General features: G+C 56.9%; 14 protein-coding genes and 1 pseudogene. 5 read left to right on the top strand and 10 right to left on the bottom strand.

Features of this window, described 5'->3' with window-relative positions; translation table 11 throughout:
• Positions 1-29 precede the first annotated feature (29 nt).
• The 6 genes from Q7T36_RS10840 to Q7T36_RS10815 all read right to left on the bottom strand — a co-directional run bounded on the left by Q7T36_RS10840 (position 30) and on the right by Q7T36_RS10815 (position 7,094).
• The gene (locus Q7T36_RS10840) at positions 30-1,847 is read right to left on the bottom strand and encodes a DAHL domain-containing protein (protein WP_304847938.1); all 1,818 of its coding nucleotides are present in this window, start codon (positions 1,845-1,847) and stop codon (positions 30-32) included.
• Between the two features lie 16 nt (positions 1,848-1,863).
• Positions 1,864-2,823 carry a cytochrome-c peroxidase gene (locus tag Q7T36_RS10835; protein WP_304847935.1) on the bottom strand — a complete coding sequence of 320 codons (960 nt, stop codon included), beginning with the start codon at positions 2,821-2,823 and terminating at the stop codon, positions 1,864-1,866.
• Positions 2,824-2,878: 55 nt separating this feature from the next.
• The gene (locus Q7T36_RS10830; protein ID WP_304847932.1) at positions 2,879-3,604 is read right to left on the bottom strand and encodes a transporter substrate-binding domain-containing protein; all 726 of its coding nucleotides are present in this window, start codon (positions 3,602-3,604) and stop codon (positions 2,879-2,881) included.
• Positions 3,605-4,145: 541 nt separating this feature from the next.
• The gene (locus Q7T36_RS10825) at positions 4,146-4,481 is read right to left on the bottom strand and encodes a hypothetical protein (protein ID WP_304847930.1); all 336 of its coding nucleotides are present in this window, start codon (positions 4,479-4,481) and stop codon (positions 4,146-4,148) included.
• A gap of 98 nt (positions 4,482-4,579) precedes the next feature.
• The gene (locus Q7T36_RS10820) at positions 4,580-5,011 is read right to left on the bottom strand and encodes a YfiR family protein (RefSeq protein ID WP_304847927.1); all 432 of its coding nucleotides are present in this window, start codon (positions 5,009-5,011) and stop codon (positions 4,580-4,582) included.
• Between the two features lie 79 nt (positions 5,012-5,090).
• Positions 5,091-7,094: a TonB-dependent siderophore receptor gene (locus tag Q7T36_RS10815; protein WP_304847924.1), complete on the bottom strand. Its 2,004-nt coding sequence runs from the start codon at positions 7,092-7,094 to the stop codon at positions 5,091-5,093.
• A gap of 296 nt (positions 7,095-7,390) precedes the next feature.
• On the opposite strand from Q7T36_RS10815, the gene Q7T36_RS10810 reads away from it, so the two are divergent.
• Positions 7,391-8,143 (top strand): PleD family two-component system response regulator, encoded by a 753-nt coding sequence (locus tag Q7T36_RS10810; RefSeq protein ID WP_304847921.1) that lies wholly within the window; start codon positions 7,391-7,393, stop codon positions 8,141-8,143.
• A 136-nt stretch (positions 8,144-8,279) separates the two neighbouring features.
• Positions 8,280-11,447, top strand: coding sequence for an ATP-binding protein (locus tag Q7T36_RS10805; RefSeq protein WP_304847918.1), 3,168 nt, complete (start codon positions 8,280-8,282; stop codon positions 11,445-11,447).
• 149 nt (positions 11,448-11,596) lie between these two features.
• Here the strand turns inward: Q7T36_RS10805 and Q7T36_RS10800 are convergent, their stop codons facing one another.
• From Q7T36_RS10800 to Q7T36_RS10795, 3 genes and pseudogenes are all read right to left on the bottom strand, one after another.
• Positions 11,597-11,989 (bottom strand): hypothetical protein, encoded by a 393-nt coding sequence (locus tag Q7T36_RS10800; protein ID WP_304847915.1) that lies wholly within the window; start codon positions 11,987-11,989, stop codon positions 11,597-11,599.
• Positions 11,990-12,057: 68 nt separating this feature from the next.
• A pseudogene (locus tag Q7T36_RS18000) lies at positions 12,058-12,183 on the bottom strand (metal-dependent hydrolase); the annotation flags it as partial.
• Positions 12,137-12,415, bottom strand: coding sequence for a hypothetical protein (locus Q7T36_RS10795; protein ID WP_304847912.1), 279 nt, complete (start codon positions 12,413-12,415; stop codon positions 12,137-12,139). The pseudogene Q7T36_RS18000 and the gene Q7T36_RS10795, both read right to left, overlap by 47 nt.
• Here Q7T36_RS10795 and Q7T36_RS10790 point away from each other — a divergent pair.
• Together Q7T36_RS10790 and Q7T36_RS10785 are read left to right on the top strand one after the other, a co-directional pair.
• Positions 12,414-12,722 (top strand): AraC family transcriptional regulator, encoded by a 309-nt coding sequence (locus Q7T36_RS10790; RefSeq protein WP_304847909.1) that lies wholly within the window; start codon positions 12,414-12,416, stop codon positions 12,720-12,722. The genes Q7T36_RS10795 and Q7T36_RS10790 overlap by 2 nt on opposite strands.
• Before the next feature lie 171 nt (positions 12,723-12,893).
• Positions 12,894-13,865: an enoyl-CoA hydratase/isomerase family protein gene (locus tag Q7T36_RS10785; RefSeq protein ID WP_304847907.1), complete on the top strand. Its 972-nt coding sequence runs from the start codon at positions 12,894-12,896 to the stop codon at positions 13,863-13,865.
• A gap of 144 nt (positions 13,866-14,009) precedes the next feature.
• On the opposite strand, the gene Q7T36_RS10780 is transcribed toward Q7T36_RS10785, so the two are convergent.
• Positions 14,010-15,056: an AraC family transcriptional regulator gene (locus tag Q7T36_RS10780; RefSeq protein WP_304847905.1), complete on the bottom strand. Its 1,047-nt coding sequence runs from the start codon at positions 15,054-15,056 to the stop codon at positions 14,010-14,012.
• A 151-nt stretch (positions 15,057-15,207) separates the two neighbouring features.
• Between Q7T36_RS10780 and Q7T36_RS10775 the strand changes: the two genes are divergently transcribed.
• Positions 15,208-16,584 carry a cellulase family glycosylhydrolase gene (locus tag Q7T36_RS10775; protein WP_304847902.1) on the top strand — a complete coding sequence of 459 codons (1,377 nt, stop codon included), beginning with the start codon at positions 15,208-15,210 and terminating at the stop codon, positions 16,582-16,584.
• The last annotated feature ends 3 nt before the right edge of the window (positions 16,585-16,587 follow it).

The raw sequence follows: 16,587 nt of genomic DNA, 5'->3' as shown, positions 1-16,587 counted from the left end.
CGGCTCGCGGAGAGCCGCGCTTCTGGCGCTTAGGAAACCGGGAGCCAGAGGGTAAAGGTGGTTCCGACATCAACGGTGGAGTCAACCGTGATTGTCCCTTTGTGGGCCTCAATGATCTGCCGCGAAATATGCAGCCCAAGCCCGGTACCCTGCCCCACCTTTTTCGTGGTGTAGAAGGGGTCAAACATTCTCTTCATGACATCTGCAGGGATACCGGTGCCATTGTCGGCAACATCAACGCGTACCACGTTGCGGCTGGCGTCAAAGTGAAGGCCGATACGCACAGCACCCTTGTCGCGCTTTTCCGTGGCGTGAACGGCGTTGGTGATCAGGTTCAGCAGGACCTGGTTGATTTGGGAGGGGAATCCCGTCAACGGCGGGGTTGACTCCAAGCTCTTCTCGACAGTTACCGTCTTGACCAGATTGGTCGCGATTTTGAGGGTGTTGGCGATACAGTCCCCCATGTTGTAGCTGACAGCCGATTTGGAATCGAGACGGCTGAAGTCCTTGAGATTGGAGACGATTTCGGATATCTGGTCGACGCCGAAGAGGCCGTTCTTCAGTAACTCATCAATTTCTGTGACGATCCCTTCCTCCATGATGGTTTGCGTCAGTCCGGCCGTGAGCGAAACATCTTGCTCAAGCTCTTCCTGTGTGGCGTCCTCACGAGTCATTGTCTTGATCATTTTTGCCACTGCATTCGTCAGCTCCTCAAACATGGGGACGGAGCTTTGCGCAGACTGCAGGCCGCTTCGCAGGTAACCCAAGGGGGTGTTGATCTCATGCGCCACACCGGCAACCATTTGACCCAGCGAGGCCATTTTTTCCTGCTGCACGAGTTGGGATTGCTGTGACTGCATTTGTTCCATGGCCTGACTGAGCTTCTGTGTCCGATCGGCCACGTTGCTTTCCAAGGTGGCGTTGGCCAGATTGATCTGATTGAAGCTCTTGAACAAGCGCAGGGTAATCAGCCCCAGGAGTCCCATCAGCACCACCGCAAAACCGATCAGGCCGGAGCGGTAAATCTGGCGGGAAGACTCTTCGTGGTCGAAGTGTTTGATCAGACCGGTGGTAATGGAGTCCAAGGTCGCCCGCATAGGTACGGCCGCCAAGTCCTGAAACAGCTGGATTTCGACGGCCTTCTGACGCTGGATGGCATACGCGTGCATTACAACTTCACGGCGTGCATCGTCCACTTCATCCGGAAGACCATCCATGTTCGACAACTCAACCGCGGCCTGCTTCATCAGGTCGGCTTTTTCCTCATCTTCATTAATGGCGTAATCAATGGTGTAACTGCCAATTGATGAAGCCAATTCTGCAGCGCGCGGAGCACGTACGGCCAGGGCGGCTTCCCGGAGGGCGCGTACTGCATCCGGCAGGTAATTCATGGAATTGCGGAAAATGGCGTGCTGCGCCTTGAAGCGGTTCACCAGTTCGCCCTTCTGTTCAGCCTGCTTTTTCAGTGCATCCAGTTCGATTACGGGGATACCTGCTTTGCTTGCCGTCAACTCCAGAGTTTTAATCTTCAACTGCAAGTCTTCAAACTGACCGGTCAAGCCATCATAGTCCTCGATCAAGCCAACCTTGGATTGCAGGAAGGCGGTTTCCAGTTGCGCATCGGCGACCTTCACGGCAGACAGCTGCTCGTTCGCCTGATTGCGCAAGGCTGTATCCTGACCCAGCGACATGAAGCCCAGCCAGCCCAGAATGGCAAGCAAGGCCGCGATGGCGACTGCCCATGGGAGGGTGCGTTTCAGGAGGGCGGCTACGGAAGCGGCTCGCCCGGAAGCGGGCCTGCGTATGTTGTCGGCGGCGCTCATGGCCATACCGGTCATGTGTTTCATAGGGGTGCTCTCAAGATTATTTGCCGGATTTCATCAGGGGGTGCGCGCCCGTCAGGCTTTTCAGGAAGGCGACAATGTCATCCTTATCCTGCTGAGGCGCTGAGCGGCCCAGTTGGTACTTGAACATGGTGTTGACGGCTGCTTCCAGCGTAGGGGCGGAGGCGTCGTGGAAATACGGGGCCGTTAACGCCACGTTCCTCAGTGAAGGCACACGGAACATATAGCGGTCAGCTTCGTTGCGGGTTACGTTGTAGCGGCCGTTATCGGCCTCAGTCAGCGGAGTGCCGCGCTCCTTGAAATAATTGTTCATGGCGCCGAATATCTGGAACATGTTGCCGCCGACGTTCTGCCCCTGATGGCATGCCACGCAGCCGTAGTTTTTGAACAGGGAATAGCCTCGCTTTTCCTGTTCGGAGATGGCACCTGCATTACCTTGCAGATACTGGTCAAAACGGGAAGGCGTAATGAGCGTGCGTTCGAAGTCAGCCAGGGCATGCAGGACGTTGTCAGCATTCAGTCCGCCCGCATAGAGCGGCTTGAATTCGTTGACCAGAGCACTGTCTTGGGACAGTTTCCGGACAATCAGCTCCATGGAAGAGTCGAACTCCTTTGTGTTCCCGACCACGAAATGCGCCTGCTCTTCCAGCGTTTTGGCCCGTCCGTCCCAGAACTGTACGAAATTGTTGGCCGCGTTATAAATCGTCGGTGCATTGATGCCGCCCTTCTGTTTGCGGATACCCACGGAAACCGGCAGGTTGTCGGTGCCGCTGGCATAGCCGTGACAGGACACACAGGCGACCGTGCTATCTCCTGAGAGGCGCTTGTCCTCGAAAAGCTTCTTGCCCAGCGCCGCCTTCCGGGGGTCAATATTCGGGGAGGTCAGTGGTCGCAACGGTTCAGCCGCGTTCGCCAAGCCTGAAAGACTGGCGAGCGTCAGCAGCATGGCCATGGGCAGCCATTTTCTTTTCAATCTCATGATTGGCACCTGATTCAGAGTCAGGCAGTCCTTTGCCGGAAAGGTCAAAGAAACATTAAGTCGCCGCAGGGGGCGTGGGCTGCTGCGGAGCGACCGGAACAGGGCTCGGGGCCGGTTTGACGGCGGGAGCCGATCCTGATGCCGAGGCGGCGCGCGCCTGAATTTTTTCCCAAGCCGGGCTTTTCTTGATGACCGGGATGTTTTTCCACATTTTCATGACTTCGTCGGCGGAAACAGACTTTTTCGAGAACGCCATGAAGAAGGTTTTCGCAAAAACAGTCTTCTTGCTGAGCTTAAGGGTTTTACGGAACTGCGGCTTTTTGAGGACTTTTTTGGCGTATTGCTTCAGGGCAATGACGCTTCCGGGCTCGCCGCGGGTAAGGCGCACAAAGTTGTCATAGTCATCGGCACCGATGCTGGTGATCTTTAGCGAAGGATCCAGCTTGGCGATTTCCTTGGCAAGCACATAACCTTCGGGCACCAGAATGGGTTGCGGCACACTCGTGATGACACCGTTATACTCGTAAGAGGATCCCACCGGAGTGATCAGTGCGTAATCGAGCTTGGCCAAAGCGAACGGGGTATCAAGGTTCGTACCGGCATCCGCAGGCATATGCAGGAATTCGGCGCGCTTGTCGTTCCAGATGGCTGGCATGGCGCCGTCAAACTGTCCCTGCTTGACCATTTCCTGACAGTCCTCCCAGTTCATAGGCACGGCGGACAGGGTATGACCAGCCTTTTCAGCCGCCAGATTCATCAGTTCGACATAGGCTTTCAGCATGGGATCCTTAGTGAAGCGGGGATTCAGGCAAACATTGAATTCCCGCGCCTGAACCATGCCGGAGCAGAGAGCTGAAACGCATGCGAGCGCTGGAAGCAGTAATTTGAAGCGATTTGACATCAGAAACATAGCAATAAACTCTGCAGCAAGTGGCGTAATGGTGAAAATAAATACTATTTTAGTAGGCTAGTCCAGTTGACGTTTGTTTTGCGTTAAATAAATACTGATTGTTGATTTGATCGATAACTATTTAAATTTCCGGCTTTGATGATGTTTGTTTTTCATTTATACCCGAGCGTTAAAACAATAATAATCCTACCGATATCCATGTGTTATCAGTAGAGTTCTGCTTATATATTGTCTTGTTGTGTACTAATAACCTGTAAACCAGGCCGTCACAAGAAGGTTGGCGTGTTTGTTGAAGTTTTTATAACTTCCGGCAATGGCGGTTGAGGCTCAAGCTTTTCATTATGGTTTTCCCCCTGATATAGTCTCATCACCTAAATCAAAGACTGGATGCTCAACACAGACTCGGGCAGGCTCAGGACGACACAACCGACTCCAGTCGCTGCAGCAGTTGCAGAAAATCCTGCCCGCGCAAGGGTTTGGAGAGAGCAAAGTCCCTGCCTTCAAGACGTTGTGGATTGCTGCTGATGAAGGCCAAGACTCCCGGCCCCCCTGCACTGGCCAGTTCCAGATTGGAGTCGTCATCCAGATCCAGGATTCGCACATCACAGGGCCCCTCATCACTGTACGCCCACTCCATTTTCAGGTTTGAGGTCGGCCCTTGGCTGAAAATCCGGATCATGGACCGAAATACTATTTGTTGCCTGACCTGACTGGAAATACAGCCGATCACCCGAACGCTTTTCACCATGTTGCCATACCTCGAACTCTTGTAGCTCCGCCCTTCAGCGGAGGCAATTACATATTGATTTCATTAGCCAATCCACTGCTGAATCCTGGATTCGTCAATCAGTAGGTTCCGGCTGCCAAGCGCAGCAACTTGCTGTTAAACACCAACGGACTGCCGGAGAGCGCCTTGAGTTTGACCTCAAATCCGACTTGACCATTATCCGATCGCAAGCGGATCATGACTTCATTACGCCACCGGCTGTCATTTTCGGAAATCGTCAGAACACTCTGGTCGCGGGCCTTTTCCAGCCAGGCCTCCTCAAGATGCGTCTGCCCGCCCCCCAGCAGAAGCATGTTGCACGTTGAGGGCAAGCTTGAAACTCCAGTGATGTCCCTGAGACTGATCGAGTGACCGCGAATGCTTTTCCGTTCCAGGGACGAAAGCTGAATTTTCATGTCTTCCGGCTGACCGGCATGACATAAAGTGAAGACATCCGGAGTCGACGGCCACGTCACATACAGCATGAAGTAATAGAGCATCGCTGTTTTCACCCGGTAGATATCCTGCCTTTCATCCCCTCCCGCCCTTCCCGCCAGAAAGCACAATACCAGCAACATCAACAAGTAACGCCTAAAAGGCATATCGCACTCCAGCCTCCGCAAAACGCTTTGCGCCAGGGAGCGTTGGAATCGGAACCTCTTCGGTTGTGGGGACAGGATCTTTATCACCGAACACATTGCCTATCCGGAGCGTTGCATCCAGACCAGGCACCAATCGCACCCTGCTTAACGTCAGGTTCAGATTGCTTCGTGCCGGCAATTGAACGGATGTTCCATGCCATTGCAATGGAGTGGCGGATATCCAACCCCCTTCGGCCGTCAGGCTCCATTGAGGAGAGAGCCGGCATGCGAAGTCCAGCTTGAGGACGGTATGGGGGCTGTAGCCCGGCGAGGTATACGTCATATCCCGTGAACGCGCCATGACCACAGAACCGCCCACCGTTAAACGCTCAGAAAGGGATGTTCTCCCGGAGACCTCCACACCATAGGTCCGGACACGCGCATTATTCTGGAATTGAAGCCCCCCATTGGCCAACGAGGTAGAGACAATCAGGTTACTAAAGTCGTAGCGGTATAAGGAGATGCGCGCTGAATAACGCCGGGTAGCTTGTTCCAGAACTATTTCACCCGTATCCAGCGTTTCAGGACTCAGGTTGGCGTTGCCAAGATAGCGGATACCGTCATTGTATTCGCGCTCGTAATCGTTGGCGGGGCGGAATGCCCGCGCGCCAAGCACTTTGACGATCAGGCCATCATCCTGCCGGTAAATCAGTCCAAGCCGGGGGCTCAACATACTGTCCGCCGTTGAGTCGGCATCCAGCCGTAAACCGCTGATGAAACGAAAACTATCGCCAATACGCCACTGATCCTGAACGTAGAGTCCTGACTGCCGTTCGCGGGGGTCGGTCCGGAACTCGGCATTGATCGGCGTCCCCAGATCGTAGTTATGCTGCAACGCGCGAATGTCCTGCTGGACTTCCACACCAACAACGAGATCATGGTTGCGGAGGCCGGTATAGAGAAGACGGACATCACCACCAACCCAGAATCCGGAGGAGAGATAGCGATTCAGGTAAAGCCGGCCGGGCTGATCGGCATAGGGACTCAGCGCATCAAATGTGTATCCTGAGGCATCCATACGCGTTTCAACCATGGCATCATTCGCGAGGGTGAAGGCGTAGACGCCATTCACGCTCCATAAGGTGTCCGTGACTTTTTGGCGTTGAGGTGAGTTGAATACCGCATCGTAGGGCGAGTTGCCCGGGAAAATATCGCGGGATCCGTAGTGCGCCGAAACGGCCAGGTTGTCGTTCTCGTAACGTAAAAAGAGCCGGATGCCTCGCAGATCATTCGCATGGCTGGCCACTCCTCCACTGGTTTGTCCGTTGACATCGACCAGGGCGCCGTTGGGGTCATCGTAGCGGGCTTCGCCGGGAGGCAGATAGCTCCCCCCTGCAGACGCTGTCAGAAAGCCCCCGCCGGCCAGCTGCCGCACGGCGGATATCTGAGCGGAGCTGTAACCTTCGGAGGATACACGCACAGCCGCCTCGAAATCCGGCATCTCCGAACCACGGCGCGTAACGACATTAATGACCCCGAACATGGCGTTTGCACCCTGTACAGGGGATCCGGGACCAGCCAGAAACTCGACACGGTCAATAAGCCCAACATCCAGTGGGAACTCCTCCCCGATCATAGCCTGCTGAACAATGTTGTCATTCAGCCGGAAGCCGTTAATCTGCAAAAGAAAACGCGAATTGAAGTCTCCGGGAAGAAATATTCCTCGCGTTCCGGCGTAGGAGTACACCCCGTCGGAGGCTCCGACAAAACCCGGCAGCGCCTGAATGATGTCAGCCAGCGTACGCCAACCATTAGCAGCGATGGTCTGCCGGTCAATAACCGTAATCGCTGCCGGTGCCTCCCACTCGGGTTGGGCAAAGCGTGAAGCCGTCATGACAGAGACGCTGGTCAACGTCTCCAGTGAAAGATCGTCAAAGTCAGCCGTAGCCGCAGCCGGCCAAAGTATTATCGGGATTAACAACCCGCATAACATCGTATTATGGTAGGTGAACATGTCGCAGATTTCCTGCCTGCTCAGGCTTGATTAATAATCACGCTGCCTGCGGGGCATGGACGGATATCAAATGATTTTGCATTATCGAAATCAATCGTCAATTAATTGTTAATTTACAGAGCGCTCGGTGTATTTTTTTGGATAAGCAGTCTGACCTGAAAAATTCACAACCGTTAAGGAGTTCAGGAATAATTTGACTTTTAGATCATTAACACTGTGTGTAAGATGAGTAAATTGAAAATCATAACCGGACGGCATCCGGTAAACAGCAATCGAAGGGTAAGCGAGCTATGAGCATGAACAACAATAATCCGAAAGTAATCGTTGCGGACGATGATGATGCCATCCGCTCATTAATGCGAATGGCTCTGGAAAATAAAGGCCTTGATGTACTGGAAGCTGCTGATGGCAAGGAAGCGCTGGAACTTTTCCGGCTCCACGATGTTGATCTGGTGATGCTGGACATCCGGATGCCTGTCATGAATGGCTATGAGGCCTGTCAGGGTATCAGGGAAATGGATCGTGACCATTCCATACCCATCGTCATGGTGACCGGTCTGGAAGATGACTCTGCCATTACGGAAGCATTTCTGGCCGGGGCTGATGAATTCGTCACCAAGCCTATCAACTGGCTGCTGCTTGCCCATCAAGTGGATTTCTGGATCAACAGCAGCCATGCACTGAAGTCTGAACGGCGTCAGCACAGCACAAGCAATCAGGTGGCGATGGGATTGCCGGACAGCATCTTTTCGCTGTCTCTTGAGGACCGGATTATTGATTTGAAGCCGGGTGATTTGGGACAGGCGCTCCAATGGGAAGGCCTGTCACTGAAACTGAACCGGCTGGAAAGTTTTTTCCCGCAGGAGATCAGTTCATCAATGCTGGAGGCGGTGGAGCTTGCCCGCCGTCAGAACAGCCGTCAGCGGTTGCAGTATGACTTGAAAGCACAGGACGGTTCAGTCAGATCAATCGATGTCGTCATTATTTCTGACAGCGATAGCGGCGGGATATTTCTATGCGTACGAGAGCTTCCGCCATACAGCGCTTAACCAGATATACGCAGCCACCGCGCTCCGTTGTGCGTCGGGCTGGATCAGGGCTAGTTACCGCCCGGCGGACGTAATGGGCTGGCTGCCGATTGCTTCCATTTCTTGCAGGCTGCCGATGTCAAACAGGTTCCTCCGAATGCTGCCACGCCTGAAAGCCGGCTCCCTCCGCTTTCAGTCGATTGCCGGCATCATGCTGCTGGTGTTGTTTCTGGCCTGTTTCCAGTTGATCATTCTTGCAGCCGAAAAGAGCACCGAATCACTCATAGGCCGTCTTGACCAGTCCGTGAGCGAGATGGTCCTGGGCTGGAGGCTGAACAACACGGTACAGGGTGGTTTACGTCAGTGTCTGATGTATGCCGATACCGATATGGACATCTATTTGGAGCAATGCCACGACAGCAACCAAGAGGCTCAAAAAATTGTGGAGGACTGGCTTGGCCTCTATTCCTCCAGCAGCCTGAAGACCGACAACGCCGGCGAAGAAGTACGTGATCTCCATGCGATTGACCGGTTTCTGAAGCGGCAGCAGAAAGATCTGGGTCCGGTATTCCAGTCCACGGATATCGATGGCAAAAAAATGCTGCTATTGACAATTTCGACATGGGAGGGGTGGGTCAATATGTACTTTGACCCGCGACTGGAGAAAATCATAGCGGACGAAAACCATGAAATCGCGACTTATATACAGGCAATACACCAGGACCGGCAGGTCTGGGCCCGACGCTTAACCGTATTTTTCGTGGTCGCCGTCATTGTGATGGCATGCTTCTTCGCCTACTACAGTTATCAGAATCTCAGGGCTATTGACGCCATCGAGGATCTTTCTTCCGAATATGCCTTGGGCCGCTTTGATGCGGAGTTAGCGTATGCGCCGGGAGAGTTTGCCAAACTGGCCATGGCGCTGGAGGGCATGGCCATGGCTTTGCAACGGTCAACCGTGGATCGGGACATGCTTACCGGGATCATGGACTCACAATTGGACATGGTCTTTGTATTCGATCGCAATGCCAAGCTCGAATTTGCCAATAGCGCCGCAGTCAAGGCCTTGAACAGCCCGTTGTCTCCGATCGGCGCCAGTCTGCTCCAGCTTTTCAATGTGTCCGAAAGTGAAGCCGTCGAACTGATGCGGACATTGCTGAAAAACCCCAGCGCACGCTGGAACATGTATCAGAGCCGCTTCGGGGAAGTCATTGAAATTTCTGCATCCACCTGGGTCAGCCGATCAACCTCCCAAGGGTTTATTTTGGTGGTGCGAGACATCACCGAACAGGAAAAGTTACACGAACGAAATCTGCTGATTGAGCATGAAGCACTGGAAACAGAGATTCGCGCCCGGGAGCTGGAAAGCGCCAGCTTAACGCGTCAGCGTTTCATGACCAATATGAGCCATGAGCTGCGCACCCCCTTGCATGGAATCCTGGGGTTGGCCGAACTGATGGAGGCAGCGCGACTGACCGAAAACCAGTCCCGTTTGATGGCGCAGTTGCGCAAAGCCGGCAAGCACATGTTGCTGCTTATCGATGACATCCTCGATGTCTCCAAACTGGAGTCCGGAAAAATACAGTTGGAGTCCCGCGAGATTGATCTGGTTGACTTGATTGAAGATGTGTTGGACACCTGCGCCTCGAAAGCGTTTGAAAGCCACCTGACGCTGGTTCAGGACATCGACTATCGGATTGATTGGTCTTTTTTGTGCGATGAAAAACGAGTGAAGCAAATACTGCTGAATCTGTTGAGTAACGCTATAAAATTCACTTCCAAAGGCCAGGTGGTGTTGTCATTGCGAAAACCACCGGAAGGCGGAATTTCCTTTGGCATCATGGATACCGGCATCGGAATTCCACCGGAGAAACAGGAACTGATCTTTGAACCCTTCAGCCAGGCGGATGACTCCACCACACGGCGTTTTGGCGGAACGGGTCTTGGTCTCACCATAGTCAGACAGATTGCGGAGGCTATGGGAGGCCATGTTTCCCTGCAGTCAGAGCCGGGGAAAGGCTCAACATTCACGGTCTTCTTACCGCTCAAGATGGTACATGAATCCAACTCTGCTCCAGAGTGGTTGGAGGAGTACCCATCCCAACTTCCATCCAGGTATCTGGTGGTGGCTGAGACAACCATGATGTATCGGGCCTGTGAGTCCCTGCTGAAGGCATGGGGACAGACAGTGACCTATGCCGGTAACTGCATGGAAGCAATACGGCTATTAAGTGAAGCGGCATTAAACCGGCCTTTTGATTGCTGCCTGATTAGTTGGCGTCTGATGCAGGACGACTCAGGCGCGGCATGGCAATCCATCAGGGATCGTTTTCCGGATTTGCGCCTGGTGGCGATGGGGCCGGGCTCAATCACTTCCCCGGAAATCGGCAATGTGATTCTTCCGCTGAACCGTTACCGCTTTTATGCCGCATTATGGCCATTGGTACTCGCGGATGACCGTCAGGCAACCGCCATGGCCTCGCAGGCTTCTGTCGACATGCTGGCCGGAAAAACGATTCTGGTGGCCGAAGACAACCTCTTGAACCAGCAGTATGTAGCTGCCATTCTGGAAAGCTTGGGCGGGCAGGTCATTCTGACGGATACCGGTATCGGCGCCGTGGAATGGTTTCGCAAGCAACCGTTTGATTTGATCCTGATGGACGGCCAGATGCCTGGAATGGATGGCTACCAGGCAACGCGGTCGATCCGGATGCAAGAGGCGTATGCCGGGAATTCCGGGCTCCGCACACCGATTGTGGCTCTGACCGCACACGCCATGGCCGAGGACAAACAGCGCTGTCTGAACGCAGGAATGGACGACTACCTGGCCAAGCCTTTTGACAGCAGGCAACTCCGGGAAGTCTTGGCGCGCTGGCTGCCAGCCAGTATTCAGGGTCACGACCGTGTTGCCGGTTACACGGATATTCCCAGCCCGGTCAATGTCGAGAAGGACCGTCATGAGTCCACATCCAGCCTTTACGAATATGATGTCACCCGGCTGGATATGATCAGGCAGCTGCAAAGGCCTGGCCAGCCGCCGATTCTGGATGGGTTTATTGCCAACTATTTGTCAAATACGCCTGATTCGCTGCAGGAACTTAACGCTTCCGTCCGGAAACAGGACTACGAAGCCGTTTCATTCCATGCACACAAACTAAAGAGCGGTGCGGCAACCATGGGCTTGGTGAGCATGTCCGAGCTCTGCAAGACTCTGGAGTTCACCGCAACAGATGAGACTAAACAAACAGGGATTCCGGCACTGCTGACAGAACTGGATGATGCTTACGCCCAAGCGAGCATCTGGCTTAACAATCAGGCACGGTAGGTCATTTTATTATCGGCTGCTCCTCATTCTGGCAATACCACTGCTGTGTCCAGACCATGACACCGTGCAGTAGAGCCCGGCGCAGTCCGCTGTGATCCGGCTCCGCCGGGTGCGGGGTCACGGCTCGCAAGGCCCGGAGCCAGCGGGCTTCATGATCCTGCCCGGCTCGATAACTGCGCCAGCGTCCTCGCCGGCCGGGGTCTGGGCGGCATGGGGACACCGGCAGGCATCATCAGGAAAGCCGCTACGCCAGCCGCCTTCTGCACGGCGCTCCGGTTGCGGAAATAGTCATTGAGTTCACCTTGCCTGCCAAACAAACGCTCCCGCCACTGCAGCTCCAACTGGCGGGTTTCCTGCTGTGAGGGATGAAAGTCGCGGGCGAAATATTCCGGCACCCGTGCCAGTACGGTGCTGATAAAGCCCTTGCGCCCCAGCAGCGACTTGAAACCGCGCCGGTGTTCCCGCAGCGCCAGCGCCTCCCCCTGCTTCGCCACCAGCCAGAACAGACTGAAGGCGATCCCTGGCAGCAGCGCGCACAGCACCGCGGCCCGGCCAGCACCCGCTCCCGGTAGGGCGACGCACTGACCCTGGCATGTACGTCAAAGGCCACCGACTTGTGTTCCAGCTCTTCAAGGGCATGCCAGTACCACAGCTTTTGCATCTGCGGATCGGTGGTGGCGAGGAATTCCTCATGGGTCAGCCATTGCTCGGCCAAGTGTGCGGTGAAGTGCTCCATGAAACTGGTGCAGGCCAGCTGCTGATTCCACAAAGAAGCGCTCTCCCGGCGGGAAGATGGCGGAGAACACGGCGAACAGCGATGAGGCCAGCGCGTTGCCGCCAAAAAAGGCATAGGCGGGACTGCCCTCCGGCAGGGGGAAATCCATCAGCCGCGCCGGAATGCCGATGCTGGCGCCGTTGGTCTTGCGGGCTTCCTGGGTCATGAAGTCACGGATCTGGTTCTCGTTCATGGCGTTTACCTCAACTCATCTGACACCCGGGCTGGAGGACGTTGCCGCGCTGCTGAACATGTCGGGGCGGACGCTGAAACGCAAGTTACTGGAAGAGGATTGCACCTTTACGGAGTTGGCGCAGGAAAACAAGCGTTTGCTGGCAGTGTTGCTGCTGACCGGGACCTCGACCAGTTGCCAGGAGATTGCGTATCAGTTGGGCTACAGCATTCCCAGCAGTTTTACGCATGCGTTTGAACAGTGGACGGGGATCTCGCCGCGCGAATTCCGCCGTCGGATGCGAGTGTCGCCGGGCGGGGAGGAATAAAAAGACGTGCGGTGTTGACTGAGTTCCTTTTTTGAACTTACTCTGTGCATCCGGCATTGAGTCATTGTCCGCTGCTGTACTGGGGAGCACTCCACACGCAGGAAAATCCTGACCCTTGCACACTGAGCCGATCGCTTCCCCCTCCATTCCTGTTGAAACCGGAGCCATACCATGATCACGTCCACCGATACTCTCCAGTCCCGCCTGTACGGCCGCGTGCTGGTGCTGACCCTCAACAATCCGCCCGCCAATTTCCTGACTTCGGCGATGATGTCCGCGCTGAACCGGGTGCTGGACGAGATCGCCGCCAGCCAAGATATCGGGTCAGTCATCCTGACCGGCACCCAGGGCGTCTTCCTGACCCACTTTGATGTTGACGAGATTGACCAGGCGGTGGCCTCGGTGCCGTTCACCATGAGCCCGCAAGTGGTCAAGGCTATGACCCGCACCGAAGCCCTGATGGACCGCGTGCCGGGCGCGCGCCGCCTGCTCAGCCATACGCCGATGGCAGGTGTCTCGGACATGAACCTGTTCCACGAAGTGACCGCGAAGATGCGCGGCATGGACAAGGTATTCATTGCCGCCATCAACGGCCGCGCCATGGGCGGCGGCTGCGAGCTGGCGCTGGCCTGTGATTTCCGGGTGATGATCGAAGGCAGCGCTGAGGACGGCGTGATGATCGGCCAGCCGGAAATCCTGATCGGGCTGATTCCCGGTGGTGGCGGCACTCAGGCGCTGACCCGCAGCCTGGGCGTGGCGAAGGCGCTGGAGCATTGCCTGGAAGGGCGGCCGATCACCCCGGCGGAAGCGCTGGCGATGGGCATGGTGAACAAGGTGGTTCCCGTCGAGTCCCTGATGGACGAAGCCATGGCCCTGGCCGAACGCATGGCGCGCCGCTCGCCCTTTGCCGTGCAGGCGATCAAGCAGGCGGTCTATCAGGCGGCTTCGATGAGTTGGAATGAGGGCATGGAATTCGAGAAGAACGCGTTCCTGTCGTCAGCCTCGCAGGCGAATACCCGGCGCGCCATGGGCTCCTATACCGCGCATGTCCGCACGGTGCTGGCGGAAGGGCGGCCGATGACGGTGGTTGACTTCCAGGACCTGATTGACGGGACCGCTGTGGACATGACGGCTCCGGGTTAAGGGTTTTCGGCGCTGAAGGCGCGCTGGATGAGGCTTCGCATGCAATAGGCCCTTGTTTTGGCGTCAATGGGTTCCCCGGAGTCCATGATGGCAGAAATGCCCATGCCATACCGCCAATGCCGTGCCCTGTCCGCCATTCGGATATTACGGCGACCCGCCGTCCGCACTCTTGCGCACCTGGCTCGGCGTCATGCCGCCATAGCGCCGGAAGGCGCGGGCAAAGGCGGCTGCGTCATTGAAGCCCGCCGTTTCGGCAATCCGTGCAATGCTGCGGTCGGTTTCACGCAACTGCCATTCCGCATATTCCATGCCCACCGCCGCGCGCAGCTTCGGCAACGTCACGCCTTCCTCGCTCAGACGCCGGCTCAGGGTGCGGGGGGAGAGGGCCAGATGTTCCGCAATCACCGCCGCGTCCGGCAGCCGGTTGTCGCGCAGGGCCTGCTGCAGCAACCGGCGCACGGCCTGGGTCACCGGGCGGCTGTCCGGTCGTGACCGTTTCTGCTGGTCCAGCGTTTCCCGCAGCAACTGGTGCGAGGTGGGGCTGGCCGCCAGCAGCGGTGTTGCCAGGTCCTGACGCGCCAGCACAATCTTGTTTACCGGGCTGTGGAAGTGGAAGCGGACGCCAAAGGCCTGTTCGTAATCGGCCGGGTTGCCCAGCGGCGCATGGGTGAAATGCACTTCCGGCACGCGTATGGCGGTTCCGTTCAGAAAGGGGCGGATTTGCAGGAAGGCCACCAGCACCGTCTCGGTGGTGAAGGCCGACATCTCCCCCAGGTCATACAAAAGTTCAAACACCATATGTACCTGATCCCCCCGGTCGTGGCGGCGGATGTTGAAGACCGGCATCAGCAGGTCGGCATAGTCCAGCGCGCCCTGCAGGGCATCGCCCAGCGTCGGGGCTGTGATGGCCAGCATGCCGATCGGCCCGTGCGAGGTGACGGGGAAGTGCGCCATGAACGCGGCCAGCGGCAGCGTGCCCGGCGGGCAGTGCGCCATGATCCAGGCGTTGGAGCGCAGGATCTGGGTGCCGTTGAGTGTCTGCCAGGGCTGGGTGGAGCGGGGGTAGGGCACGCCGCAGTAACGGTAGTAGTCGGTCACGTCCAGGTTCAGCGCACGCGCCAGCGATTCCCCCACATCCAGATACTGGGCGGGGAAGGAGAGGCTGTTCAGCAGGCGGTCCGGGCTGGGCATGGTGGCAACGGAGTGGGCCGGGATGGCGGAAAAGCTACAGGCAGGAGGCGGGGTTGTCCAGCGCCGGAATCCCGACTGTCATCCGGATGACAGAGTTCGTGGAGGCCGCCCGCTACAGTCGCCGCATCCTCAACTCCGGAGATGTCTAGCCATGAACCCCTTGAAGACCTTGTCGGCCGCCCTGGCCCTGCTGCCCGCCCTCGCCACCGCCGGGGAATTGCAGGTGGCGCAGGGCCGGTTTGTCGACCGTGACGGCGCCACCGTGGTGCTGCGCGGTTTCAACCTGTCGCAGCAGCACAAGCTGCCGCCGTTCCGCCCCAACAATGACCCGCTGCTCTTCCAGAAACTGGCGGCTATCGGCGTCAACGTCGTGCGGCTGCAGTTCAACTGGGAAGCCTATGAACTTTCACCCGGCGTCTATGACGACAGCTACCTCGATTACTACGCCGGCGTGTCCGCCCGTGCGGCGGCGTCTGGAGTCTACGTCATTGTCGATATCCACCAGGATGCCTTCAGCCGCTGGACGCTGGATGGTTGCGGCGAGGGATTTCCGCGTTGGGCCATCCCGGCGGGCACCCGCCTCAGCGAACCGGACAACGGCAGCAAGTGCTGGTTCTGGCCATTGCGGGTGATGGCTGAGCGCAGTGAAATCGAGGCGGTATTCAATGCCTTCTACACGCCCGGCAATCCGGCGCGGGAACGCTATCTGGTGCTGCTGGAGCGGTTGGCGCAACGCTTTGCCGACCAGCCGCACGTCATCGGCTTCGACCTGCTCAACGAGCCGCTGGGCGATGCCGGGCTGCTGGCCCAGCTGTATCTGGACGGAATTGAACGTGTGCGCCGCCATGACCCGGATGCGATCGCCTTTGTCGAACCCGAGATGCTGACCGGTTCCGGGCTGGAAACGACGAAGCTGGCGCGCATGCCCATTTCCAACCTCGCTTTTGCCCCGCACTACTATGACGCCACCATCTACGCCAGCGTCTGGCTGGGCGGCCGCTACGAACCGGTGGCGGCGCGCAACCGGGAACTGGCCAAAACCTGGGGTGCCGCCGTGCTGCTGGGCGAGTTCGGCACGCCGTCCTTCCTGCTGGCCCCGAACTACATCAAGATGATCTACGATGACCTCGATAACTTCGGGGATTCCGCCACGCAGTGGTCGTGGACACCGGAATGGACGCCGCAAAACCTGGACGGCTGGAACCGCGAGGACCTGTCGGTGGTGGATGACAAGGGACGGCTGCGCAACAACTACCGGGAGCGCCCCTATGCCCGGCGGACCGCAGGTGCTTATGGCAGCTTCAAGGTCAATTTCGCCGGTCTCTTCAACCCGGCCTCGGCGCGGTTTCGCTGGAGCCATAATCCGGCACAGGGCGTCACCGAGATCTTCGTGCCGGACAGCTTCCTTGGCGGGCGTGCACCAGTGGTGAACGCCCCGGCCGATGTGCGTTGTACCTTCAGCCGCGAGCGGCGGGTGCTGGCCTGCCGCAGCAGCCAGACCGGGGTGAAGGAGGTGGTGCTGAAGTAAGCC

This window comes from Fluviicoccus sp., from assembly GCF_030646115.1.
Taxonomy (GTDB): Bacteria; Pseudomonadota; Gammaproteobacteria; order Pseudomonadales; family Moraxellaceae; genus Fluviicoccus.
Note: the sequence above shows the minus strand (reverse complement) of the source record. Positions and strands in the feature narration are given on the sequence as shown.

Bases quoted from the DNA above. Each gene is read 5' to 3' on its own strand.
- Q7T36_RS10840 (WP_304847938.1), bottom strand. From the start codon at position 1,847: ATGAAACACATGACCGGTATGGCCATGAGCGCCGCCGACAACATACGC.
- Q7T36_RS10835 (WP_304847935.1), bottom strand. From the start codon at position 2,823: ATGAGATTGAAAAGAAAATGGCTGCCCATGGCCATGCTGCTGACGCTC.
- Q7T36_RS10830 (WP_304847932.1), bottom strand. From the start codon at position 3,604: ATGCTGAAAGCCTATGTCGAACTGATGAATCTGGCGGCTGAAAAGGCT.
- Q7T36_RS10825 (WP_304847930.1), bottom strand. From the start codon at position 4,481: ATGGTGAAAAGCGTTCGGGTGATCGGCTGTATTTCCAGTCAGGTCAGG.
- Q7T36_RS10815 (WP_304847924.1), bottom strand. From the start codon at position 7,094: ATGTTCACCTACCATAATACGATGTTATGCGGGTTGTTAATCCCGATA.
- Q7T36_RS10810 (WP_304847921.1), top strand. From the start codon at position 7,391: ATGAACAACAATAATCCGAAAGTAATCGTTGCGGACGATGATGATGCC.
- Q7T36_RS10805 (WP_304847918.1), top strand. From the start codon at position 8,280: ATGCTGCCACGCCTGAAAGCCGGCTCCCTCCGCTTTCAGTCGATTGCC.
- Q7T36_RS10790 (WP_304847909.1), top strand. From the start codon at position 12,414: ATGGCGTTTACCTCAACTCATCTGACACCCGGGCTGGAGGACGTTGCC.
- Q7T36_RS10795 (WP_304847912.1), bottom strand. From the start codon at position 12,415: ATGAACGAGAACCAGATCCGTGACTTCATGACCCAGGAAGCCCGCAAG.
- Q7T36_RS10785 (WP_304847907.1), top strand. From the start codon at position 12,894: ATGATCACGTCCACCGATACTCTCCAGTCCCGCCTGTACGGCCGCGTG.
- Q7T36_RS10780 (WP_304847905.1), bottom strand. From the start codon at position 15,056: ATGCCCAGCCCGGACCGCCTGCTGAACAGCCTCTCCTTCCCCGCCCAG.
- Q7T36_RS10775 (WP_304847902.1), top strand. From the start codon at position 15,208: ATGAACCCCTTGAAGACCTTGTCGGCCGCCCTGGCCCTGCTGCCCGCC.